Source organism: Microbacterium sp. NPDC060132 (assembly GCF_042729675.1).
GTDB lineage: Bacteria > Actinomycetota > Actinomycetes > Actinomycetales > Microbacteriaceae > Microbacterium > Microbacterium sufflavum.
In genome coordinates, this window is record NZ_JBHWXU010000001.1 from 1,394,774 (window position 1) to 1,416,376 (window position 21,603).

Genomic DNA, 21,603 nt, shown 5'->3' on the forward strand with positions numbered 1-21,603 from the left:
AACGGCGGAAGGATGACGCGATGACGGAAGCGGTAGCCCAGGGCGTCCATCGCGCCAGGTACCGCCGCATCCTGTCGTTCGCGAGCCGCGAGTTCGTGAAGATCTGGTGGTTCGAGCTGGTGCTTCCGCGCTTCGGGCTCGCCGCGGTCGCGGAGCGCACCCGCCCGCGCCGGATGCAGCGCTTCGCCCGGCGCTTCCACACCCTCGCGGTCGAGCTCGGCGGACTCATGATCAAGGTCGGGCAGTTCATGTCGTCGCGCCTCGACGTGCTCCCGCCCGAGATCACGAAGGAGCTGGAGGGACTGCAGGACGAGGTGCCCGCGGTGCCCACCCCGCAGATCCGGGCGCTCGCGGAGGCCGAGCTCGGCATCCCCCTGGAGCGCGCCTACGCCTGGTTCGACGACACCCCGGTCGCCGCGGCCTCGCTCGGTCAGGTGCACCGCGCGCGGCTCTCGGCCCTCGACGCGGAGGACACCGGGCTCGACGAGGTCGTGGTCAAGGTGCAGCGCCCGGGTATCGACGAGATCGTCGCGGTCGACCTCGCTGCCCTCCGCCGGGTCGCCCGCTGGCTCACGCGGGTGCGCATCGTCGCCGACCGGGTGGATGCGCCCGCCCTCGTGGAGGAGTTCGCCGTCACGAGCCTGGAGGAGATCGACTACCTGCACGAGGCCCGCAGCGCCGAGCGGTTCCGCGAGAACTTCGCCGACGACCCCCGGGTCGCGGCGCCCGAGATCGTGTGGGAGCGCACGACCCGCCGCGTGCTGACGCTGTCCGACGTGACCGCCATCAAGATCAACGACACCGAGGCGCTGCGGGCGGCCGGCATCGAACCGCGGGCCGTCGCCGACGCGTTCGCCGAGGTCATGTTCGACCAGGTGTTCACGCATCGCTTCGTGCACGCCGACCCGCATCCCGGCAACATCTTCGTCACCCCGGTGCCCACGGACGGGGGCTTCCGTCTGACGTTCATCGACTTCGGCATGATGGCCGAGGTCCCCGACAACCTCCGCGAGGGGCTGCGGATGCTCCTGATCGCGGTCACCGCGCGCGACAGTCGCGGACTCGTGGCCGCCGCGAAGGAGATCGGCGTGCTGCTGCCCACCGCCGACACCGCCGAGCTCGAGCGCGCCCTGACGGCCCTGTTCGCCCGCTTCGGCGGCATGGGCTTCGCGGAGCTGAGCCGCGTCGACCCGCGCGAGTTCACCGACTTCGCAGACGAGTTCGGCGACATGGTGCGCCGCCTCCCGCTCCAGCTGCCGGAAGACCTGCTGCTGCTGATCCGGGCGGTGTCGCTCACCTCGGGCATGTGCAGCGGCCTCGACCCCGCGTTCAACGTGTGGGATGCGGCGGAGCCCTACGCCGCTCGGCTGCTGCGCGACGAGTCCGGCAACCTGATGCAGGACATGGCCCAGCAGGCGATGGAGAACGCCGCGACCACGTGGCGCCTCCCTGGGCGCATCGACCGCATCATCACCCGCATCGACGACGGCACCGTGTCGTTCGACACCTCGCGACTGGAGCGGCGCCTCGACCGGCTGGAGGGCATCGCGCGCCGCATCGCCTCCGGGGTGCTGTTCGCCGCGATGCTCGTGGGCGGCGCGCTGCTGGTCGCCCCGGTGCCACCGCTCGGGATCACGCTGCTGTGCGTCTCCGTGCTGCCTCTGCTCGGGGCGCTCTTCGCGGGGCGCCGTGGCCGCTAGACCCGCCCGGCCGCAGGAGAACGCGGCGGCTCCGGCGGAGGCAGCCCGGGCCGAGGCGGCCCGCATGGGAGGATGGGTTCTCATGGACAACCCGGTCGAGAAGCATTCCCCCTCCGACGGTCCGCAGACCCCCACCGGCGCCCACCGCACTGCGGGAGAGGCCGCGCGCAAGATCGTGCGCGACATCACCACGGTTCCGCCGCGCAGCGTGCACCCCGCGCTCGTGCCGGGCGTCTCGGTCGAGGAGACCGGTCGCACCTACCGCACCGACCCGCTCGTGTTCGGTGTGGCGGCGGCGTTCGCCCTCGGGTTCATCGCGTGGGGCGTGTTCGCGGGCGACAACCTCGCCGGCACCACCAGCACCGTGCTCGCATGGGTCGTGGAGTACTTCGGGTTCTTCTTCACCACGATCGCGACGATCATCCTCGTGTTCATGCTGTTCGTCGGCTTCAGCCGCTACGGGCGCATCCCTCTGGGTCGTGACGACGAGGAGCCCGAGTTCTCGATGTTCTCGTGGATCTCGATGCTCTTCGCGGCCGGCATGGGCATCGGGCTGGTGTTCTGGGGCGCCGCGGAGCCGCTGACGTTCTTCGAGAACCCGCCACCCGGAACGGTCGAGGCGAACACGCTCGAGGCCATGCACACCGCGCAGACGCAGGTGCTCTACCACTGGGGGCCGCAGGCGTGGGCGTTCTATGCGCTCGTCGGCGGGGCCATCGCCTACGGCGCCTACCGCCGCGGTCGCACCCCGCTGATCTCGTCGATCTTCGCGCCGCTGCTCGGCGAGCACCGCACCACGGGCCCGGTCGGCCGCACGATCGACATCTTCTCCATCATCGTGACGCTGTTCGGCACGGCCGCGTCTCTCGGGCTCGGTGCGCTGCAGATCGGCCACGGCGTCGAGCTGGTGAGCGGCATCGGCCCGCTCGGCAACGGCATCCTGATCGCCGTCATCGCCGTGCTCACGGCGTGCTTCATCGCGTCGGCCGTCTCCGGGGTCTCGAAGGGCATCCGCGCGCTGTCGAACATCAACGCGGTCGTCGCGATCCTGCTGGCGTTCTTCGTGTTCTTCGTCGGGCCGACGCTGCTCATCCTGAACGTCATCCCGTCGGTCGCGGTGCAGTTCCTCGGCGACCTGCCGACCATGATCGGCCGCTCGGCCTCGCAGGGTGAGGCCGCGGAGGCGTTCCTGTCGAGCTGGACGATCTTCTACTGGGCGTGGTGGATCTCGTGGTCGCCCTTCGTCGGCATGTTCATCGCGAAGATCTCGCGCGGGCGCACGCTGCGCCAGTTCGTGTCGGTGGTCATCGTCGTGCCGTCGGCGATCTCGCTCGTGTGGTTCGCGATCTTCGGCACGACCGCGATCCAGCAGCAGATGAACGGCGCCGGACTCGTGGTCGACCCGCCCGAGGAGGTGCTGTTCGGCGTGCTGGAGAACCTGCCGTTCCCCCTCGTCACGAGCATCGTGCTCATCCTGCTCATCGCGATCTTCTTCATCACCGGCGCCGACTCCGCCTCGCTCGTGATGGGCACGCTCTCCCAGCAGGGGCGCCCAGAGCCGTCGCGCTGGGTCGCGGTGGTCTGGGGTGTGCTGGTCGGCGTGATCGCCGCGGTGCTGCTCGTGAGCGGCGCGGAGGGCAGCGGCCTGCAGTCGCTGCAGAACGCGACGATCATCGCGGCCCTGCCGTTCGCCATCATCATGGCGTTCATGATGATCGCGTTCATGAAGGATCTGCGGCGCGACCCGATGATCCTGCGCGACCGCTACGCCCGCGCCGCCGTGCGGCACAGCGTGATGGCCGGACTGGAAGAGTACGGCGACGACTTCGCGCTCGTGCCCGTCGAGTACGACCACTCGGAGGACGACCTGGCGTGGATCGACGAGGACACGGTCGACGACACCCTCGCCGAGGTGTACGAGGCGGCGACCGAGGCGATCGACATCGTCCCGCCGGCCGACGTCGAAGCCGCAGTGGACGCCGCGATGGACGAGACCCTGGATCAGCCCGACGAGGCCGCGCAGCCCGGGGCCGAGGGTCCGCCCGTCCGCTGACGCCGCGGAGGGCCCGGGCGCGCGACGGCACCCGGGTCCCTCGGCTCAGGCGACCGCGCGGGTGAGGGCGGCCGTGGCTCAGGACGCCGGGGTGTCCGCGTCCGCCGGGGTCTCTGCGGGCGCCGGGGTCTCCGCGTCCGCCGGGGTGTCCGCGTCCGCCGGGGTCTCCGCGTCCGCCGGGGTGTCCGCGTCCGCCGGGGTCTCCGCGTCCGCCGGGGCCTCTGCGTCCGGCGGGGTGTCCGCGTTCGCCGGGGACTCCGCGTCCGCCGGGGTCGGTGCGGCCGCCGGGGTCTCTGCGGCGGCGGTGATGCGGGCGGCCATGCCCGAGAAGATCAGGCCGTGGAACGGCAGCACGGCCAGCCAGTACAGCCGTCCGGTGAGGCCGCGCGGGAAGAAGATCGCCCGCTGCTCATACCGCGCACCCGCGCCGTCTGGCACCGCCCGCAGCTCGAGCCACGCCTCCCCCGGCACCTTCATCTCGGCGCGCAGCCGCAGCAGGTGCCCGGCGTCGGTCTGCTCCACGGCCTCGACGCGCCAGAAGTCGATCGCATCGCCCACCCGAGCGGCGGTGCGGCTGCGGCGGCCGCGGCGCAGACCGACGCCGCCCACCACGCGGTCCATCCAGCCACGCACGGCCCACAGCAGCGGCGAGGAGTACCAGCCGTTCTCGCCGCCGATGCCCAGGATCACGCGCCACAGCTCCGCGACGGAGGCGTGCGTGCGCACCGAGCGGGCGTCGGTGAACACGGTGCGTCCGGCCCAGTCGGGGTCGCTCGGCAGCGGGTCGCTGGGCGCTCCGGACACCTCCGCATCCTGCCAGCTGGTCTCGATGGCGTCGGCGTCGACGCGGCCGAGGGCGAGCGCGACGGCGCGGCGGTACGGGGTGAGGCCGCCGTCCGGCCGAGGGATCAGCTCGTCGATCGCGTGGTCCTTCATGATGCACTCGTTCTGCAGGGATGCCACGAGCGGTCGGGCGATCGATCGCGGCACCGGCGTCACGAGGTTCACCCAGTGCGAGGCCAGCTCGGGCGTGAGCACGGGCAGCGCGGCGATCGCGCGCTGACGGAGCCCCGCCTCGACCGCGTAGCCGTTCATCATCTGTCCGTAGCGCAGCACGTCGGGGCCGCCGATGTCGACCGCGCGGTTCACGTCGGGGTCGAGGCGGGCGGCACCGAGCAGGTAGTGCAGCACGTCGCGCACGGAGATCGGCTGGATGCGGTTGCGCACCCATTTCGGCGCGGGCATGTAGGGCAGCACGTCGGTGAGGTGGCGGATCATCTCGAAGGATGCGGAGCCGGAGCCGATCACGACCCCGGCCTGGAGCACGAGGGTCGGCACGCCGGAGTCGAGCAGGATCTCGCCGACGCGCACCCGGGAGCGCAGGTGGGGGGAGAGCGTCACGTCGTCGGGGTGCAGTCCGCCGAGGTAGACGATGCGCCGCACTCCCGCCGCGGCGGCGGCGCGGGCGACCGTGTGCGCGGCCCGCTCGTCGCTCTCCTCGAAGCCCTTGCCCGCGGACATCGAGTGGATCAGGTAGTACACGACGTCCACGTCGTCCATCGCGCGGGCGACGGCGTCGGCGTCGTCGGCGGATCCCTCGACGATCTCGCAGTCGTCCCCCCAGGTGAACGACGCGGCGCGTGCGGCGTCTCGGGCGAGCACCCGCACGCGGTAGCCGGCGTTGAGCAGGCGGGGGGTGAGGCGGCCGCCGATGTAGCCGGTGGCGCCGAGGACGAGGGCGCGGGGAGCGGAACCGTCGGCGCGGGGGACGGCCCGCAGCATCTCTTCGCGCCCGGTGGGCTGGGTGAGCTCGCTCATGGTCCGAGCGTAGGCGGGGGAGCGGACGATCGGAACGGGCTTGCGGCGGTCGCGATGCGCGGATAATCGTCCGGCTCGCGGCCTCGATCGCGGGCGGTCGCCGAGGGGGCGCCAGACGGGGTACGGTCGTACTCGTGACTTCCATCGAATCGATTCGACGCACGCGGCCCGACCGGCAGACGCGCCGCGCCAGGATCGCCGTCTCGGCGCTGTTCCTCACCAACGGCGCCCTGTTCGCAAACATCCTCCCGCGCTACCCGGAGATCAAGTCGGCCCTCGGCCTGGACAACCTCGGCTACGGCGTCGCGATCGCGGCCTTCCCCGCGGGAGCCATCGCGGCAGGGCTGCTCGCGGCCGTCCTGATCCGGCGGTTCGGCTCGGCCCGCGTCGCCGTGATCGGCACGGTGCTCACGAGCCTCGGGCTGCTGTCGGCCGCCCTCGCGCCGTCGGGAGTGCTGTTCGCCCTGGCGCTGCTGCTGGGCGGAGCCTCCGACGCGATCACCGATGTCGCCCAGAACGCGCACGGCCTCCGCGTGCAGAAGCGCTACGGCCGCTCGATCATCAACGGCTTCCACGCGATCTGGTCGATCGGTGCCGTGCTGGGCGGGGTCATGGCCGCCGGGGCGATCGCGCTGCACCTGCCGCTCGCCGTGCACCTGGGGATCTCGACGGCGCTGTTCGCCGCGGTCGCGCTCGTGGCGCTGGGCTTCTGCCTCCCTGGTCGCGACGACGACGCGGAGGAGGCCGCGGCCGAGCCGGGCGAGCTGGCGGGGCAGGTGCGCCGAGGTGTGCCGCCGCGGACGATCGTCGCGATCGTGGCGCTGACCCTCATCGCGATGGCGGGAGCGGTCGCGGAGGATGCGGGCAACTCGTGGGCCACGCTGTACCTGGGCGACTCGCTGGGGGCTGCCGCCGCGATCGCCCCGCTCGGCTTCATCGCCCTCGTCGGTGCGCAGTTCATCGGGCGGCTGCTGGGCGACCCCCTGACCGATCGGTTCGGGCAGCGCGCGGTGGCGGCGGTCGGTGGCCTGATCGCGGCGGTCGGGATGACGCTCGCGCTCGCCTTCCCGAGCGTTCCCGGCACGATCCTGGGGTTCGCCGCCGTGGGGTTCGGGATCGCCACGCTCATCCCGGCCGCGATGCACGCCGCCGACGAGCTGCCGGGACTGCGTCCGGGGGTGGGGCTGACGCTCGTGTCATGGCTGCTGCGCCTGGGCTTCCTGCTGTCGCCGCCGTTCGTGGGATATCTCGCGGAGACGCAGAGCCTGGCGGCCGGGCTGATCGTCGCCCCGGCGGCGGCCCTGCTCGCGGTGCTGCTGTCGGGCTTCCTCGACGGGCGGCGACCGCGCGACTGATCTGCAATACAAGGGTTGCAAGAGAGAGGGCGCTGTGCAACGCTAGAGTTGCAGTCGTCGTCATTCCGACGCCGACCCGAGAAAGGAACCATCATGGTGGACATGACTCGCAGTGACGCAGCGTGGTCGACGAGGAAGCCTTCTCCGTCCGTCGGACCATCCGCATCGACGCCCCCATCGGCAAGGTCTGGCAGGCGGTGGCCGAGCCGGAGCACGTGTCGCGCTGGTTCGGTCGCACAGAGCTCGCGGGCTCCGGGGTGGGCGCGACCGGGACGATGACGTTCCCCGACTACGACGTGATCCCGCTGCGCGTGGAGGAGTTCGACGCCCCGCGCCGCATCACCTACCGGTGGAACAACGACGACGCGCTCGGCAGCCTGCCCGAGCGGATCGACGAGGCGACCTCCACCGTCTTCACCTTCACGCTCGACGAGGTCGACGGCGGCACGCAGCTCACGGTCGTGGAGAGCGGGTTCGACCGCACGTCCGACCCGCGCGCGAACCTGGAGTCGCACCGCACCGGCTGGGAGCTCGAGCTCGACAAGCTCGTCGCACTGGTCGAGGACCGCACGTGACGGCGCCGACCCTTCTGCCCGTGCTCTCGGCCCTCGCCGACGAGACGCGGTGGAGCATCCTGACCGCGCTCGGTGAGGGCGACGCCTCCGCGTCCGCCCTCGCCGGGCGGCTGCCCGTCTCGCGGCAGGCCATCGCGAAGCACCTCGGCGTGCTGCAGGAAGTCGGGCTGGTCGAGCCGGTGCGCGTCGGCCGCGAGGTGCGGTTCCGCGTGATCGGCGCCGAGCTGTCGGCCACCGCCACCGCGCTGGACGCGATCGGCCGCGAGTGGGACCGACGCCTCGCCGCGATCAAGCAGATCGCGGAAGGGCTCTAGGCCATCTCCTTCGCGGCCTCGGCGTCGCCATGCTCCCCGTCGGTCTCCGCAGCCTCTTCGATCGCGGCCGTCATGCCGACCAGGAAGCGCATCACGGTGCCGCGTTCGGCGTCGGACAGCTCATCGACGAGGCTCAGCATCCGGCGGTGCATGGCGCCGAGCGTCGCGCGCACCTCTTCATCGCTGCTGACGGTGGGGACGACGATGCCCGCGCGACGGTCGGTCGGATGCGGCTCGCGGCGCGCGTGACCTCCGCGCTCCAGGCGGTCGATCAGCGTGGTGGTCGATGCCGTGGAGATGTCGAGCATCCGGGCGATGTCGATCGGTCGTACGATGCGCCCGGCCCGCTGTTCGCGGAGCAGGAAGCGCAGGGCCACGAGGTCGGTCTCGTTCATGCCCATCGAGGCGCGGGTGCGGGCGCGCATGGCGGTCTCGGCGCTGCGGTAGCGGCGCAGCATGTTCAGCACGTCGACGGTGGAGGCGGTGTCGCTCTCGGGGTACCAGTATCCGGAGGCGTGGAACTCGCCTCTGCTGTCGGTCACGCGACCTCCCCCTCGTCGCTCGACCCGGCCTCCCGCTCGAGCATCTCCATCGCGCCCGTCTCGACCTCGGCCGGGACGATGCGCAGGAGGCCGCCCGTGATGGCGTCGGTCTCGGCGCCGATGATCTGCTCGATCCGGCGTCGCGTGACGGAGGGGAAGCGCTCCTCCAGGCGTTCGAGCAGATCGGCGTAGCTGATGTACGACGCCTCCTCGAGACTGAATCGCTCGGGCATGGCATCCTTTCGGGGGCGATGTCTCCATCATCGCATCCCGGAAGTGCCCGATCGCGCGGAATAATCGCTAGTCTGCCTCGTTGTCAGACTGTCGAGGTACCATGGGCTGCGGGGAAGGAGTACTCGGCATGGGGAAGACCAGCACGGATGTGGCGACGTCGTCGCTCGCGCGCGATGTGGACGACTTCCGTCGCGCCGACGCCCAGCTCAACCGCCGCCTCGCCGCCCGTCGCGAGCCCAACGACACCGACCGGGCCGCGATGCACTTTATCGGCACCGCGCCGGCCGAGCGTCCCCTCACCCCCCGCGACCTCGCCGGCTTCCTCGGCATCAGCACTGCGGCGGTGACGAGCGTGATCCGCCGCCTGTCGGAGCGTGGGCAGATCGTGGTCGCGCCGCATCCGCTGGATGCCCGGTCCAAGGTACTGCGTCCCTCCCTGCGGGACCTCCACTCGCAGGGCGACGAGCTGTCGGTGCGGGTGGCGGCGCTCGCCGGCGAGTTCACCGAGCAGGAGGCGGCTGCGATCTCGCGGTTCCTGCGCCGCCTGACCGACGAGCTCGGCGACCTCCCCTGACCCGACTTGATTTAACTAGTTAAACTAGTAAACTATCCTCGTCCAGCTTTCTGCACGAGGAGAGATCATGGGAACCCTGACGTACGCGAATGCCACCGCTCCGATCGAGATCGACGACGAGGTGCTCGCGCATCTCCGAGCCGCAACCGTCACCAAGCTCCGCCGCAATGAGCCGTTCGCTCTCACCGTGCCCACGGGAGACGGACAGTCGGAGACGCTGTGGATGCACGCGTCCATCCCGGTGCGCTTCGCCCTCGACTCCACGGTCGAGCTGCACCGACCGCTCCTGGCGCGCCTGATGCAGGCCGCGAGCTCCACCGGAGGCCTCGACCTCACCGACGCCGAGCTGTCGCTCGAGCTGGCATCGCGTGAGCTGCACGCGATGACCGCCTGAAAACGGAGGATGCAAGCCAGCCTCACCGTCCATCGTGGTCCTCTCGAAGGGCTCTCGGACCACGTGCGGTGATGGCCTCGGCGAGAACGGAGCGGGGGCTCCGCCTCGCCATCGAGCGGCATCCGGCCGCCTGGGATTCGGGTTCCCGGCCGCCGGATGCCGCTCCGTCTGTCACAGGGCGGTGTAGCCGCCGTCGACCAGGTGGTAGCTGCCGGTGATGAAGCTCGCGGCGTCGCTCGCGAGGAACACCACGAGGTTCGCGACCTCGTCGGCCTGCCCGAGCCGACCGATCGGGTGCTTCGACACGAGGAACTCCTTCGCTTCGTCGCCCATGTTCGCCAGCAGCGGGGTGTCGATGAAGCCGGGGCCCACCGAGTTCACGCGCACGCCCTGCGCCGAGTACTCCAGTGCGGCCGTCTTGGTCATGCCGACCACGCCGTGCTTGGCCGTGACGTAGGCGGGCGATCCCGCGAAGCCGACGCTGCCGAGGATCGAGGCGATGTTCACGACCGAGCCGCCGCCGTTCGCGAGGATCGACGGGATCTGCGCCTTCATGTTGCGGAACACGGCGTTGAGGTTGATCGCGATGACCTTGTCCCACGCGTCCTCCTCGTAGTCGGCCGTCGGGGCGGTGGCGCCGCCGATGCCGGCGTTGTTGACGCCGATGCGCAGGGGCGCGAGGGAGTTCGCGAGCTCGACCGACGAGGCGATCCAGGCGGGGTCGGTCGCGTCGCCGACCGAGGCCTCGGCGGTGCCGCCCGCGGCGCGGATCTCGTCGACCGCGGCCTGCGCGTGCTCCGCGTTCAGGTCGTTCACGACCACCGACGCGCCGTTCTGCGCCAGCAGCAGCGCGACCGAGCGGCCGATGCCGCTGCCTGCTCCCGTCACGATCGCCGAGCGGTTCGAGACGTCGTACTGAGCCACGAGAGACTCCTCTTCCGGGCGGGCGCGGTGCCGGGAGATCTTCTCGGACGGTCCGTCCTTCCCTCCAGCCTACGCCGGAATATCGGAGGTGGATTCACGTGAATGGAAGTCAGCGGAGGACTCGGTAGCGCAGATGAGCCTCGCTCGCGAACGCCGACGTCTCCAGCCTCTCCAGCTCGATGCGCTGCCCGAGGCCCGCGAACAGGGAGATGCCGTCGCCGAGCAGTACCGGTGCCACGTCGAGATGGATCTCGTCGACCAGCCCGAGGCGAAGGCACTGGCGCGAGATGCTTCCGCCGAGCAGGCTCACCCACCCGTCGCCGGCGGCCTGCGAGGCGCGCTCGACGGCCTCGGCGATGTCGTCCACGACGAACGTGTAGGTGATGCCGTCGCGCTCGATCGGCTCGTGGGGGTGGTGCGTCATGAGGAAGACCGGCACTCGGAGCATGCCGCCGTAGGGGATCTCTCCGTCGTCGATCGTCTGCGTCCTGTTCGCGCCGCCGACGATGGCTCCGATGCGGCTCGTGACGCGCTCGACGACGGTGTCGTCTTCGGGGGCGGATGGTCGACCGAACATCCAGTCGACACCGCCGTCCGCATCGGCGAGGAATCCGTCGAGTGTGACGGTGGCATGGACGATCACCGTGGCCATGAGTGCTCCTTCGAAGAGATGAGTTGAGTGACTTGCCTCAAACCGTATGTGGAGTGGAGAGGGAAGTCAATGCGCTCACTACTATGGGATACTGGAGGCATGACTCGCGGCGACTCCTCCTATCACCGAGCGCTGGCGGCGACGAACCGGGAGGCGATCCTCGCCGCCGCGACACCGCTGTTCCTCGAATCCGGATATGACCGCACGTCGCTGGCTCGCGTCGCCGAGCGAGCAGGGGTCTCCACCGCCACGCTGTTCAAGCAGTTCCCGACCAAGGCGGCGCTGTTCGAGGCGGCGGTGCTCGCGGCCGGAGGAGCGCGCGACCCAGACCCCGTGGAGGTGTCGACGGACGACTTCGAGGAGGGGCTCGTGGCGCTCGGGCACGCCTACGCGGAACTGGTGACCCGTGCGCAGATGGTCGACCTGATGCGGACCGTCATCGCCGAGTCGCCGAAGTTCCCCGAGGTGCGGGAGCGGACCTTCGACTTCGGCACGCTCCCCGTGCTGGAGGCGCTGGGGCGCTTCCTTCGGGCATCGCACGCGGCGGGCACAGCGGACATCCCCGAACCGGACCGCACCTCGGCGCAGTTCCTCGGGATGATCGCCTCCGAGGTCTTCTGGCCGCGCCTCGTGCACGGCACCTGGTCGATCACGGGCGCCGAGCAGCGACGGGTCGTCGAGGAGGCCGCGCGCACGATCGCCGCGCGCCACGCGGCGCGGCCCGCGGCGGCTGAGTGATCGCCCCGCTCGTCGCCCCGGTCGCCCTGGCGTCGCTCGGGAAGGGAGGGGGCCCGTGAACGGAGATCACGCCGGGGGCGTGACGGAACCGCCGGTGTGCACCGGACGCACCTCGACGCCCCCGCCGGACAGCAACGACGGGTCCGTCCGAGCGAGATGGATGGCCTCGTCGATGTCGGCGGCATCCAGGATGTAGAACCCGGCGACGACGTCCCCCGACCCGTAGGGCCCGTCGGTCGGGCCGTCCGCCCGCAGCGTGCGCGCCATCGACCGAGGGGTCAGCGCGTACGCGGCCCGCATGCGGCCGGACGCGACCAGGGAGTCGAAGTGCTCATCGCACTCCTGCAGCTCCTCCGGGGTCGCCGTGGGGGCGTGTCGGGAGTCGCCGGCGTAGATCAGGATCGCGAACCGGGGCACGTCAGGACTCGTCCCAGGGGAGCTTCACCAGCGGCAGGATGTAGATCCGGCCCGCGATCGCGACGGGATGCTTCGCCATGAAGGCGGCGGCCTCGTCGATCGAGTCGGCGGTGACGAGGTCGTAACCCGCGAACCACTCCTTGAACTCCGGGAACGGGCCGTCGGTGATGATCGTCTTCCCGTCGCGGACCGCGACGGATTTCGCCTGTTCGGGTCCGGCGACCGGGCCGCCGTCTCCGAGGCGCCCCGCCGCGTCGCCCTCGGTCGCCCAGCGTTCGAGGATCTCCTGATCCTCCGCGCGGGCCAGCGGGGTCCCGGTGGAATCGGACATGTGGATGACGAGGTACGTGCTGCTCATGGGGTGTCTCCGTTTCTTGTGAGGTGAGTGCGGCGGCGGATGAGGTGCGCGGTCTCGGCGGTGTTGCCGCCGAGGGCGATCGCGCGGTCGTAGGCGGAGCGGGCCTCGGCCGGTCGGCCGAGCGCACGCAGCAGCTCGGCACGCGCGACGTGGAAGGCGTGGTGGCCGTCGAGCGTCTCGGCGAGCGGCTCGATCATCGCGAGGGCGACCTGCGAGGAGTCGAACTCGGAGACCGCGATCGCCTTGTTGAGGGTGATGACGGGGCTCGGATCGATCTGCTCGAGCCGCGTGTACAGCGACACGATCCGATCCCAGTCGGTGTCCCGCGCGTCGGCGGCGGTGACGTGCACTGCGTTGATCGCGGCCAGCAGCAGATACCGTCCCGGACGCCCGGCCTCCCGCTCGTCGGCGCGGGAGTGCAGGAGCTGCAGGCCCTCCGTGATGGCGGACCGGTCCCACGCTGTCCTGTCCTGTTCGTCCAGCCGCACGAGCTCGCCGTCGCGGGACACGCGTGCGGCGGCTCGCGCCTCAGTGAGCAGCATGAGGGCGAGAAGCCCGGTCACCTCCGGGTCGTCGGGGAGGAGGTCGTGGGCGAGTCTCGTGAGGCGGATCGCCTCGGCGGTCAGGTCCCGCCGGAGCGGGGGCGAGTCCGGGCCTGACGCGAGATACCCCTCGTTGAACACGAGATACAGCACGGTCAGGACGGCGTCGGTGCGGGCGGGGAGGTCCTCCGCGCGCGGGATCGTGAACGGGATCCGGGCGGCCTTGATCTTCGCCTTCGCCCGGGAGATGCGCTGGCCCATCGTGGTGTCCTGCACGAGGAACGCGTGGGCGATCTCCGCGACGCTGAGGCCGCCGACCATGCGCAGCGTCAGGGCGACGCGGGCCTCCAGCGGCAGCGTCGGGTGGCAGCAGATGAAGAGCAGGCGCAGCCGATCGTCTTCCACCACGCCCGCGGATGCCGGCGGGTCTGTGTCGTGCAGCATCATCGCCTCCCGGTGCTTCTCGTCGCGACGTGCCTCGCGACGGAGCCGATCGATCGCACGGCGGTTCGCGGTGGTCGTCACCCAGCCGGCCGGGTTCGGCGGGATGCCGTGCGCCGGCCAGTGCTCCACGGCTGCCGCGAACGCCTCCGCGGCCATCTCCTCGGCCAGATCGAGGTCGCCGAAGCGGCGCGCCAGTCCGGCGACGATCCGGGTCCATTCCTCCCGATGCGTCCGCGTGATGGCATCCCCCGCGCGGGAGGGCGTCGGCGTCACGACGCCCTCCGCGTCGACAGGGCCGCGAAGACGCGCCGGATCGGAGCGAGTCGTGCACCGCTCCCGCGAGGCACGGGCGGGACGGCGATCCGGCGATCGGCGAGGGCCGCTCGCCTTTGCCACGCGACGGACCCCTGGTGCGTTGCCGTGTCGTGGAGCAGCAGCGCCATCATCGGATCAGTATGCACGGGTGCCGCCTTCCGGGGTGAGGGGAGCCCGAGGACTCCGGACACTCACACCACGAACGGCACCCGCGCATTTCGACAACTCCGCCGAGACAGGCTCCAGTCCTCCTGGTTACCTCGTCAGGGCGTATCCGTGTTCCGCGAGCGCCCGCGCGAGGAACGACGCGTACCAGGTGGGCCACTGCTCGTCGTAGACGCCGCCGAGCTGTTCGCGCTCGTAGATGCCGTGGGCCGCAGCGGTCGTGCGGAGCAGTTCCTCGAGAACGCCCGCTGCGCGTTCGGTGTCGATCGACTCGGCCATCGATCAGCGCCCGGGGAGTCGGTCGATCACCTGCTGGATGATCCACTCGTTGCCGTCGGGGTCGTCGAACGAGGCGTACGACGCGTAGCTGTCGTGCTCCTCGTTCGGCCCGTCGACGCGGTTGTGGCCGTCGGCCCAGTGGAAGACGCCGTCGGCGTCGTGCCAGATGGGGGTGATGTCGATCCCGCGGTCGGCGAGTTCCTGCCGGGCACCCGCGAGGTCGGAGGTCACCAGATGCAGCCCGCGCGCGCTGCCGGGCCGAGCCGACGTGAGCTGCTCGCCGAAGATGATCGAGGCGCTCGATCCTGGTGGGGTGAACTGCACGACGCGCAGTCCGCGATCGGTGGCGAAGTCGGCGTCCTCGCGGAAACCGATTCTGGTGTAGAAATCCTTGGCGCGGTCGACGTCGGAGACGGGGAGGACGACGATCTCGAGGGCGAGTTCCATGGTGCTTGTTCCTGTTCTTGCGGGTGGGCGCGGTCAGCGGGCGCTGAAGGCGGAGGTGAACGACTTCTTGAGGCCGGGGGTGCCGAGGAGGGGCAGGAGCGCGGCGAGCACCCGGGGGCCGAAGGCGGCAGGGGTTCTGGTCAGCGTGACGTCGATGAGCGTGCCGCCGCTCGCGGGGGTGAAGCGGAAGTCCCAGCCGCCGCCGGCGCCGAACAGCTTGGAGTCGTGGGTGACCATCGTCGCGGAGCCCGCGGCGGTGTCCCACTCGTAGCGTCCGCGCTCCCAGGCGGCGTCGTTGCCTTCGGTCACCTCGGCCCAGTTCGCTCCGCGGTCGTGCACGTGGAAGTGCTCGGGCTCGATGCCCGACCAGGCATCGGTGCGAGCGGGGCTGAAGTCGGTGAGGACGGCCATGGCGGCCGTGGGGGAGAGCGGCGAGGACACCTGGAAACGGGTGACGGACATCGGGGGCCTTTCGGAGAGTAACCGTTTGGAATGGTTACACTCTGACAGTGCCCGAGTAACCTGTCAAGCTGGTTACCCCGATCCGCTCGATACCCGTTAGAGTGGTTACGTGATGCACGCCTTCCCCTGTGGGACTCTCGCTCTCGATTTCGTGGGCACGCTTCGCGCGCGCCGCGATCCGGAGCCGCGCGAGATGCTCGCCGACGGGCCCGCGCTCGACGCCTGGTTCGTCGAAGCGGGCGTCATCGGCGAGGCGCCCGCGGCCAGCCGGACGGAGTTGGAGCGCGCGATCGAGCTGCGCGAAGCCATCTACGACTGCGCTCTCGCACGACTGCAGGGGCACGGACTGCCGAGTGTGGCCGTCGGCGTGCTCAACCGCTGGGCCGGCTCCGCCCCCGTGCGGCTGATGCTCGACGACGCCTCCACCCGGCGAGAGGGATCGGCCGCGAACGGGCTCGCGACGGTGGCGCGCAACGCCGTCGAGCTCTTCGGCGGTGACGACGCCGCGCTGCTCCGCGAGTGCGGGCGGCCGGGCTGCACGCAGGTGTACGTCGACCGTTCGCGGGGCGGTCGCCGGGAATGGTGCTCGATGCGCACCTGTGGCAACCGCGTCAAGGTCGCACAGTTCCGGGCTCGTCACCGCGACGCCCCCGCGAGCGCGTCCGCCTGAGCTTCACAGGGACGCTCGACGGAGGGCGAGCGATGTTCTGCTTGGTTACCACCCAACAAGACGGCCATACGGACAGGGCCTGGTGCGGGCTCGGAAGAAGTTCTATTGCTTGGCGCCAGGCGTTGCGTTCACGCGGAAAGTGCTCCTTCGCCTGGAGAATCGTCAGTCGATCCGTCCGGTTCAAGCCATGCGAATGCTGCCCGCCATACCTCTTCGTCCGGTTGGAGGATCTCGAGGCTTCGCCATATCAATGCGTAGAGCTGATCGACCCATGCCTTGGCGAGCGGCACGTTCCCGCCGGCGCTGAGGGACATGCTCGGGATGAGATGGCCACGATGCAGGACGTTTCGACACCGCTCCATGGCATGGGTCTCGAGTGACCACCACTCTCCATGGGCCACACCGCTGGCGAGAGAATACGACTGGCGGTAATAGTCGAGGAGTCCAGACTCTTCCGCCATGGAGCGCAGCGAGACTCCCGCGAAGGAGTCTCGAGTGTCCACGATGCGAGAATCGAAGATGTCGTCGTTGTAACTCAGCTTCTGCAGCTGCTTCACTGCCTCGCTGAACTCGTGGTCCCGGGCGGCCTCCGGGATCTCGTCGAGTATTCGTGAGTACAGTTTGGCTTTCCCCGCACCATAGTCCTTGTATGTCTGATAGATCGCGTGATCTTGCTTCGACATCCACTCGATGTGCACGCGCCCCTCGACGAGCACGCGCGTTACATGTGAGCCGTGCTCGGCACACCATAGCTCTGGTGATCCAAGCGCAACGATGACCTCTCGGCCAGCGCGCGACACCAGGCCGCCGTGCACCTCAGCCCGGGCAGGATTGCGGAGGTCTCGAGGTCCTTGAGTGGCGGCTTCGATGTAGCTTGCGAGGAGATCAAGCGCGAGTTGCCGCAGGTGCTTCCCGTCGTCTGGCGGGCCACTAGGCGCGAGCCGAATGTCCGGTTCCGGATTCTGTGATGCGTCCGCGCGAGTCCTCTCTGGGATTTCCTCTGAAGGAGCGTCGCGCTTACGCATGCAGCCAGAAGTCATCGAGTTCGTGCCCCAGAACACTCGGGACCAGGTTTCGCGTGCACCGGCATCATCGGGATCCTGGTCGAGCGAGGTCAGTTGTTGTTGTGCGCCCCACATCGCACGAACGACCGCGTCAGCCTGAGGAAGCTTGGCCACGTTAGTGGGGTAGTCGTGGAGGATGTCGATTGTCTCTTGCGACGTTCGGAAGGTGCCGGCCTGGACGCCGCTCCAGATGCTGAAGCACTTCAGTAAAGCTTCTCGGTGGTCGTCGAACATGCTGTCGTACACGGCTTCGCCCAGGAGGTCGATGACGTCCTGGGTGGGAGGCGCAACGCCCATACTTACCAGCCATTCCGCCGGGCGATGCGCGTATGAGGCAAGCGCCCGTTGGACGCGTGCCGAAAGCAATCCATTGCGATGCGCGTGGTGGCAAACTACCTTCCTCGCGTTCTCGCTTTCCCTCGCGAGTTTCTCGAGCCCTGAGAGCGTGCCGTCGAGGCCACGCGCAAGGCTGAGGTCCGCCACATCTGGACGAAGCTCTGCGACTACGTCCCTTTGCCACTGAACGAACCTTCGCGCCGCTGAGTTGCCCGCGTCTGCGAGAACGAGCGCGGGCCACAGCAAGTCTGGGAACGCATCTACGACCCAGTCGGATAGCGTGAGCGCGCCGTCCGCTACGAAGGGCGCTTTGTAGACACGTCCCTTTCGGACGTGGCCACGCATCGGTCCTGTCGTCTGGTTCGGCCTAGGGATGCTCACACTGGAACGCTATCTGCAGCTGGCGACATTCATAGTCTGTGCGGCAGATCGTCGCGTTCTTCGGCGGTTTGCAGGCATCCACATGTCCCATAGATTTGGGAGGTAGGGCGCAGGGATCTATGTGGGGCCATGGGGGGATGCGTCGGAAGAGCTCAAGGAGCGCGGCCGTGGGATTGTCGGGGGAAGGCTGATGTTCGCCAGGCATGGAGCCGACGCTTCGGCGCTGATCTAAGGCGTTGCTGGTTGTGCTAATACGGGAAAGGTGTGACTCACAGGGCGCTGCCGCCAACACCCGGGTTGCGCGGCATCCGCTCATAGAGCAGGGCTCCCACGAAGTCGATAAATGTCCACAGCGTGATCCGTCCTCCCGTGTGCCCTGCTTTGACCCTGAAAGGTGGGCCCGCTCAAGTAAGTCCGCAAGCGATTGAAGGCATCCTCGAGGGCGAACGGTGGCGTGGACGACGTCAATTCCTACTCAGGTTGAGCAGTAAAGCTCCACTTCGCTGAGGCCGCCGACTGCGTTGTGTATAAACGTCAAGAACTCCCTGACCTGGCCCGCGCCGACGTCGTTCGGGTCTGAAGCTAGTCGCTCGCGGAGCTGCCCTGCACTGAGTCCGGGCTGGACGACGACGATCTTGGACTCAAGCACCGGTGGATTGCTGGCAATGGATTCATCCATTCGCTCATCGATGAGTCCGCACAACGCTCGTATACCGTCGAGGTCGCCGGCTAGCAAGGTGAGCGGCGGAGACTCTGTTCCCTCCAGACGGCGTGCGATGCGATGCCACAGCCCCCGATCAGTAACGTGACGTCGACTTTTTGCAGCCTGTTGGGCCACGACTTCGAGGTCTTTCACTCGCACACCTGGTGTTGCGGAGCTGGATGGCTTCGAATGCCACAGCTCGATTCTGAGGCGCCCCGCGCGGGACTGCTCGATGACGACGTGGTCGGCGATCTCACCTCCGCCGTCATTGTGGAACACCCACCGTTGCCGCACATCGTTCGCGATGGGGTGGTTCTCGAGATGGGTCTCGACCCAGTGGTGGATCGACTCGTCGCCCCCGTTTCGTCGCGTTTCTTTTGTCAGATCGACACCGGTCCAGTCGGTCTCGATCAGTGGAACGTTGGGAAGATAACGCTCGCTGCGAGTGGCCGGGAAAGTCGTGCCCCCACTCACCGTCGTTCCGTTGAGGAAGTAGATCAGTGGCGGATGGGCATCGAACAGTTCCGCGAGTTCTGCCGCATGGCCAGCGCCTCGATGAAGCGTCGGGTCGCCTCGGACGGAGGTGAATCGTCCATCAACGGATTGCCGCCCCACCCAAATCTCGACCTCTGGGTCGGTGGGGTCGACCAAGCGCACATGCAGCTGGGTATCGTCGTTGGGGTCGACCGAACTTGTTCTAAGGTCCAAGACCTCCAGAGGGCGGCCGTCCGGCAGCGTCCAAGCGGCACCGTAGAGCGCTGGGCTCATCTCTGCCGCGATGGGGTGGGAGGGGAAGGCATCCGTTCGCGCGCCCTTAGAGACGTTCGGGAGCAGGGGTCCGGACTCGGTGACTCGCGGGAACCAGTACCGCCCCGCAAGCTCCGCCGCGAACAGGTCATACTCACGCAATCCCAGGTAGCGCGTCTCCCAGTACTTCGCCTTCTCGGCGGCGAGGCCGGCGGTTGCGGATGCCCCGGACGCAACCTTTACCTGGGCCATCGCATGTCCGAGCGAGCGAGCGTTGGTGTCGGCTTCGCGGAGACCCCGATCGATCCCGCTGCCGGCGAACGTCGAGTATGCGGGGGTGCCAGGAACGGCAGCAAACGTGTTGCGCACCCCCACAGAGGACACGGAGAGGCGCTCGAGCGAGTCGAAAGCGGCTTGGAGGAAGGCCGGATTCGCGTTCCTGAGCACCCCGGTCGGATCCAACGTGTCACGAACGGCGTTTGAGAGCCCGGTGTCTTGAGCGTTTACGAAGAGAAGGTGGGAGCGTCGGGTGTCGTTGCTGCGGATCCAGCTGACGACTGCGAGGTCGTATATGTCGCGTCGGAGTTCAGGCCCCGCATACCACTTGGGTTGGTTGGGTTCCGCTGTTAGGAGGATGAGTTGCGTTCCGAGTTCATTGAGCCCTGAGTAGATAATCTCGCGGCCGATGAAGCGTTCGCCCGTGCGCAATTCTTCGGGTACTCCCTCGCTGAAGTCTGGTGCCCACTCCACGCCCAGCGGCACTTCATACATACTTGCGCGTGCGAGCGGTCGCACGGAGCGCAACGCGAATGTGACCGGAGCGCCATCAAAGGCAGACAAATACGCGCGATCTTGCTGTTCGCGTTGAACATCGTCGTCGATCAGAGTCGGCAGGATCTGCACCCAGTCCGCGTCCTCGAGATATAACTCGCGCAGAGCTCCCTGCAGCGCCGGGTAGACGTCCTCGTCGTGGACCGTCACCAAGACGGACTCTTGGGGGTAGTCGGCATTGGTTCTAGCAAGACGCCCGATGAACTGCATGGTCGCCGGCACAGACTTGTGTTTATCGTGATATCCCACGACGCGCAGTCGAGGAACATCGATCCCTTCCCCGAGCATGTCTACTGCGATTAGCGCTCGAAGCTCCCCGGCCCGCCATCGCGCGAGCATCGAGTCACGTTCGCCCTGAGAGGTCGTTCCGATGATGATCTCGGCGTGCAGTCCGCGATCCTTGTACGCGGTCTGTAGGAGGGTGGCGCGGTGGACGGTGCCGACCCGAATAAGGCCAACGCTGGTCCTATGCTCCTCGCTGGCCAGAGCCTGTACCACGGCATCAGCGATCTGTGCGTCCTTCGCGGCATCGGTGAGCGGGGCAGACGGTTCAAGGATCACGGGGCGGATGGTGTTGAAAAGACCGTCGTCGATCGCGGCTCGGAGTGGAAAGTGGTAGGCGTGAGTTCCGGGAAGAAGCTTGCCATCCGCACGGCGAGGCGTTGCCGTAAGGAGGACCGCGCGTGCGCGGGGAAAATACTCGAGAAGTTTGCGCCACGTTGAGGCGGGCGTGTGATGCGCTTCATCAAAAACCAAAAGATCGAAGAAGTCAGGGCTCGGGAGCTTCTCAACGGCCATGTGCTGCGGGCTGATGGAATTAGGCAGCGAAACAACCACGTCGCAAGCGGTGAGCTGTTCCCAATCAACATTCCGACCGGTGACTTCTTGGACGACGGGGCGCGGGCAGGATTGGTCAATCGCGCCAACCCGCGTGAGGTCGGGTTGATTTCGGAATGCCTCCGCGAGTTGCTTGCGAAGTTCCACGCTTGGTGCGACGACGAGGACCCGGTGAGAGCGGGCGATATATGGAAGCGCCGTCGCAACACCAGTCTTACCAGATCCGGTGGGCAGGGAGATAAGGAGGCGCTCCTCCGGCGCAAGCGTCCAATGGCTGGCGATGGCTGTCAGCGCCCCGAGCTGCGGTCGCCGCCACGCTGGTGATGTCGGGCTGCGGAGAAGAGAGAACCCGGCGAGGCCGCTCTGAAAAAGTGACTCGCGAGTCGGTGAGTCTGCGCCAATCGCCTCCAGCTCTGCGCTGGTCTCGTCCGTCATTGTGCCCCCCGGCATTCCGCTTTGAAGAGCACCCTAGCGGGCATCGAAGGGCGAACGCGCGGGGTTGTTCGCTTGCGCGGGTCAGTGCGCGCGGGGCCGAGACACGGAAGCAGCGATGATAGTGCGCCAGATCACTCGTGAATTCGCCCGCGAAGAGAGGTCATCTCGTGGTCTGGGCGAGACGGGATCGAGTCCGTTCTTATCCAGCTGGACCCTGATTCATCTCATCCAACGCGAGATATCTGATCGATCCAGGGTTCCTACACATACCTCTTGACACGCCCGCGGCGCAGGCAT

Annotated in this window: 22 protein-coding genes; 9 read left to right on the forward strand and 13 right to left on the reverse strand. The window is 68.6% G+C overall.

The features are described 5' to 3' along the window. The first annotated feature begins 20 nt into the window (after positions 1 to 20). Both ACFWCH_RS06915 and ACFWCH_RS06920 read left to right on the forward strand, forming a co-directional pair. Positions 21 to 1,700 carry an AarF/ABC1/UbiB kinase family protein gene (locus tag ACFWCH_RS06915; RefSeq protein ID WP_136045210.1) on the forward strand — a complete coding sequence of 560 codons (1,680 nt, stop codon included), beginning with the start codon at positions 21 to 23 and terminating at the stop codon, positions 1,698 to 1,700. Between the two features lie 82 nt (positions 1,701 to 1,782). Continuing rightward, positions 1,783 to 3,753 carry a BCCT family transporter gene (locus ACFWCH_RS06920; protein ID WP_378803849.1) on the forward strand — a complete coding sequence of 657 codons (1,971 nt, stop codon included), beginning with the start codon at positions 1,783 to 1,785 and terminating at the stop codon, positions 3,751 to 3,753. A gap of 78 nt (positions 3,754 to 3,831) precedes the next feature. On the opposite strand, the gene ACFWCH_RS06925 is transcribed toward ACFWCH_RS06920, so the two are convergent. Continuing rightward, on the reverse strand, positions 3,832 to 5,571 hold the full coding sequence (locus ACFWCH_RS06925) for a DUF2867 domain-containing protein (protein ID WP_378803218.1): 1,740 nt from the start codon (positions 5,569 to 5,571) through the stop codon (positions 3,832 to 3,834). A gap of 143 nt (positions 5,572 to 5,714) precedes the next feature. On the opposite strand from ACFWCH_RS06925, the gene ACFWCH_RS06930 reads away from it, so the two are divergent. From ACFWCH_RS06930 to ACFWCH_RS06940, 3 genes are all read left to right on the forward strand, one after another. Next, on the forward strand, positions 5,715 to 6,926 hold the full coding sequence (locus tag ACFWCH_RS06930) for an MFS transporter (protein WP_247638866.1): 1,212 nt from the start codon (positions 5,715 to 5,717) through the stop codon (positions 6,924 to 6,926). 122 nt (positions 6,927 to 7,048) lie between these two features. Continuing rightward, the gene (locus ACFWCH_RS06935) at positions 7,049 to 7,501 is read left to right on the forward strand and encodes an SRPBCC domain-containing protein (protein WP_378803219.1); all 453 of its coding nucleotides are present in this window, start codon (positions 7,049 to 7,051) and stop codon (positions 7,499 to 7,501) included. Continuing rightward, on the forward strand, positions 7,498 to 7,815 hold the full coding sequence (locus ACFWCH_RS06940) for a metalloregulator ArsR/SmtB family transcription factor (protein ID WP_168442859.1): 318 nt from the start codon (positions 7,498 to 7,500) through the stop codon (positions 7,813 to 7,815). Before ACFWCH_RS06935 ends, ACFWCH_RS06940 begins: the two co-directional genes overlap by 4 nt. Here the strand turns inward: ACFWCH_RS06940 and ACFWCH_RS06945 are convergent. Both ACFWCH_RS06945 and ACFWCH_RS06950 read right to left on the reverse strand, forming a co-directional pair. Then, on the reverse strand, positions 7,812 to 8,357 hold the full coding sequence (locus ACFWCH_RS06945) for a MarR family transcriptional regulator (RefSeq protein ID WP_247638167.1): 546 nt from the start codon (positions 8,355 to 8,357) through the stop codon (positions 7,812 to 7,814). The genes ACFWCH_RS06940 and ACFWCH_RS06945 overlap by 4 nt on opposite strands. Continuing rightward, the gene (locus tag ACFWCH_RS06950; protein ID WP_136032935.1) at positions 8,354 to 8,590 is read right to left on the reverse strand and encodes a hypothetical protein; all 237 of its coding nucleotides are present in this window, start codon (positions 8,588 to 8,590) and stop codon (positions 8,354 to 8,356) included. Before ACFWCH_RS06950 ends, ACFWCH_RS06945 begins: the two co-directional genes overlap by 4 nt. A 128-nt stretch (positions 8,591 to 8,718) precedes the next feature. Between ACFWCH_RS06950 and ACFWCH_RS06955 the strand changes: the two genes are divergently transcribed. Then, the gene (locus ACFWCH_RS06955; protein WP_247638168.1) at positions 8,719 to 9,165 is read left to right on the forward strand and encodes a MarR family winged helix-turn-helix transcriptional regulator; all 447 of its coding nucleotides are present in this window, start codon (positions 8,719 to 8,721) and stop codon (positions 9,163 to 9,165) included. Positions 9,166 to 9,232: 67 nt separating this feature from the next. After that, on the forward strand, positions 9,233 to 9,559 hold the full coding sequence (locus ACFWCH_RS06960; protein WP_136046103.1) for a hypothetical protein: 327 nt from the start codon (positions 9,233 to 9,235) through the stop codon (positions 9,557 to 9,559). Positions 9,560 to 9,730: 171 nt separating this feature from the next. On the opposite strand, the gene ACFWCH_RS06965 is transcribed toward ACFWCH_RS06960, so the two are convergent. Together ACFWCH_RS06965 and ACFWCH_RS06970 are read right to left on the reverse strand one after the other, a co-directional pair. Then, positions 9,731 to 10,483, reverse strand: coding sequence for an SDR family NAD(P)-dependent oxidoreductase (locus ACFWCH_RS06965; protein WP_247638169.1), 753 nt, complete (start codon positions 10,481 to 10,483; stop codon positions 9,731 to 9,733). 109 nt (positions 10,484 to 10,592) lie between these two features. Continuing rightward, positions 10,593 to 11,135, reverse strand: coding sequence for a dihydrofolate reductase family protein (locus ACFWCH_RS06970; RefSeq protein ID WP_247638170.1), 543 nt, complete (start codon positions 11,133 to 11,135; stop codon positions 10,593 to 10,595). A gap of 99 nt (positions 11,136 to 11,234) precedes the next feature. On the opposite strand from ACFWCH_RS06970, the gene ACFWCH_RS06975 reads away from it, so the two are divergent. Then, positions 11,235 to 11,873 carry a TetR/AcrR family transcriptional regulator gene (locus ACFWCH_RS06975; RefSeq protein WP_136036846.1) on the forward strand — a complete coding sequence of 213 codons (639 nt, stop codon included), beginning with the start codon at positions 11,235 to 11,237 and terminating at the stop codon, positions 11,871 to 11,873. A 66-nt stretch (positions 11,874 to 11,939) separates the two neighbouring features. On the opposite strand, the gene ACFWCH_RS06980 is transcribed toward ACFWCH_RS06975, so the two are convergent. The 6 genes from ACFWCH_RS06980 to ACFWCH_RS07005 all read right to left on the reverse strand — a co-directional run bounded on the left by ACFWCH_RS06980 (position 11,940) and on the right by ACFWCH_RS07005 (position 15,302). After that, entirely contained in the window at positions 11,940 to 12,290 is a 351-nt protein-coding gene (locus ACFWCH_RS06980; RefSeq protein ID WP_247638171.1) for a YciI family protein, read from the reverse strand. A 1-nt stretch (position 12,291) separates the two neighbouring features. After that, positions 12,292 to 12,648: a YciI family protein gene (locus ACFWCH_RS06985; protein WP_136036844.1), complete on the reverse strand. Its 357-nt coding sequence runs from the start codon at positions 12,646 to 12,648 to the stop codon at positions 12,292 to 12,294. Next, positions 12,645 to 13,907, reverse strand: coding sequence for an RNA polymerase sigma factor (locus ACFWCH_RS06990; RefSeq protein ID WP_378803220.1), 1,263 nt, complete (start codon positions 13,905 to 13,907; stop codon positions 12,645 to 12,647). Before ACFWCH_RS06990 ends, ACFWCH_RS06985 begins: the two co-directional genes overlap by 4 nt. 297 nt (positions 13,908 to 14,204) lie before the next feature. After that, positions 14,205 to 14,393, reverse strand: coding sequence for a hypothetical protein (locus ACFWCH_RS06995; RefSeq protein WP_206251989.1), 189 nt, complete (start codon positions 14,391 to 14,393; stop codon positions 14,205 to 14,207). Between the two features lie 3 nt (positions 14,394 to 14,396). Continuing rightward, on the reverse strand, positions 14,397 to 14,840 hold the full coding sequence (locus tag ACFWCH_RS07000) for a VOC family protein (RefSeq protein ID WP_206251988.1): 444 nt from the start codon (positions 14,838 to 14,840) through the stop codon (positions 14,397 to 14,399). A 33-nt stretch (positions 14,841 to 14,873) separates the two neighbouring features. Further along, positions 14,874 to 15,302: a hypothetical protein gene (locus ACFWCH_RS07005; protein WP_247638173.1), complete on the reverse strand. Its 429-nt coding sequence runs from the start codon at positions 15,300 to 15,302 to the stop codon at positions 14,874 to 14,876. 112 nt (positions 15,303 to 15,414) lie between these two features. On the opposite strand from ACFWCH_RS07005, the gene ACFWCH_RS07010 reads away from it, so the two are divergent. After that, complete coding sequence (locus ACFWCH_RS07010; RefSeq protein WP_136036862.1) at positions 15,415 to 15,972, forward strand: ABATE domain-containing protein; 558 nt, start codon at positions 15,415 to 15,417, stop codon at positions 15,970 to 15,972. Between the two features lie 128 nt (positions 15,973 to 16,100). Here the strand turns inward: ACFWCH_RS07010 and ACFWCH_RS07015 are convergent, their stop codons facing one another. Together ACFWCH_RS07015 and ACFWCH_RS07020 are read right to left on the reverse strand one after the other, a co-directional pair. Continuing rightward, positions 16,101 to 17,519, reverse strand: coding sequence for a DUF5677 domain-containing protein (locus tag ACFWCH_RS07015; RefSeq protein WP_378803221.1), 1,419 nt, complete (start codon positions 17,517 to 17,519; stop codon positions 16,101 to 16,103). Between the two features lie 709 nt (positions 17,520 to 18,228). Next, a complete protein-coding gene (locus ACFWCH_RS07020) occupies positions 18,229 to 21,306 on the reverse strand; it encodes a DEAD/DEAH box helicase (protein ID WP_378803222.1) in 3,078 nt (1,025 codons plus the stop codon). Positions 21,307 to 21,603 lie beyond the last annotated feature (297 nt).

Bases quoted from the DNA above. Each gene is read 5' to 3' on its own strand.
- ACFWCH_RS07020 (WP_378803222.1), bottom strand. From the start codon at position 21,306: ATGACGGACGAGACCAGCGCAGAGCTGGAGGCGATTGGCGCAGACTCA.
- ACFWCH_RS06915 (WP_136045210.1), top strand. From the start codon at position 21: ATGACGGAAGCGGTAGCCCAGGGCGTCCATCGCGCCAGGTACCGCCGC.
- ACFWCH_RS06960 (WP_136046103.1), top strand. From the start codon at position 9,233: ATGGGAACCCTGACGTACGCGAATGCCACCGCTCCGATCGAGATCGAC.
- ACFWCH_RS06955 (WP_247638168.1), top strand. From the start codon at position 8,719: ATGGGGAAGACCAGCACGGATGTGGCGACGTCGTCGCTCGCGCGCGAT.
- ACFWCH_RS06925 (WP_378803218.1), bottom strand. From the start codon at position 5,571: ATGAGCGAGCTCACCCAGCCCACCGGGCGCGAAGAGATGCTGCGGGCC.
- ACFWCH_RS06970 (WP_247638170.1), bottom strand. From the start codon at position 11,135: ATGGCCACGGTGATCGTCCATGCCACCGTCACACTCGACGGATTCCTC.
- ACFWCH_RS06995 (WP_206251989.1), bottom strand. From the start codon at position 14,393: ATGGCCGAGTCGATCGACACCGAACGCGCAGCGGGCGTTCTCGAGGAA.
- ACFWCH_RS06975 (WP_136036846.1), top strand. From the start codon at position 11,235: ATGACTCGCGGCGACTCCTCCTATCACCGAGCGCTGGCGGCGACGAAC.
- ACFWCH_RS07005 (WP_247638173.1), bottom strand. From the start codon at position 15,302: ATGTCCGTCACCCGTTTCCAGGTGTCCTCGCCGCTCTCCCCCACGGCC.
- ACFWCH_RS06920 (WP_378803849.1), top strand. From the start codon at position 1,783: ATGGACAACCCGGTCGAGAAGCATTCCCCCTCCGACGGTCCGCAGACC.
- ACFWCH_RS06950 (WP_136032935.1), bottom strand. From the start codon at position 8,590: ATGCCCGAGCGATTCAGTCTCGAGGAGGCGTCGTACATCAGCTACGCC.
- ACFWCH_RS07000 (WP_206251988.1), bottom strand. From the start codon at position 14,840: ATGGAACTCGCCCTCGAGATCGTCGTCCTCCCCGTCTCCGACGTCGAC.
- ACFWCH_RS07010 (WP_136036862.1), top strand. From the start codon at position 15,415: ATGCACGCCTTCCCCTGTGGGACTCTCGCTCTCGATTTCGTGGGCACG.
- ACFWCH_RS06985 (WP_136036844.1), bottom strand. From the start codon at position 12,648: ATGAGCAGCACGTACCTCGTCATCCACATGTCCGATTCCACCGGGACC.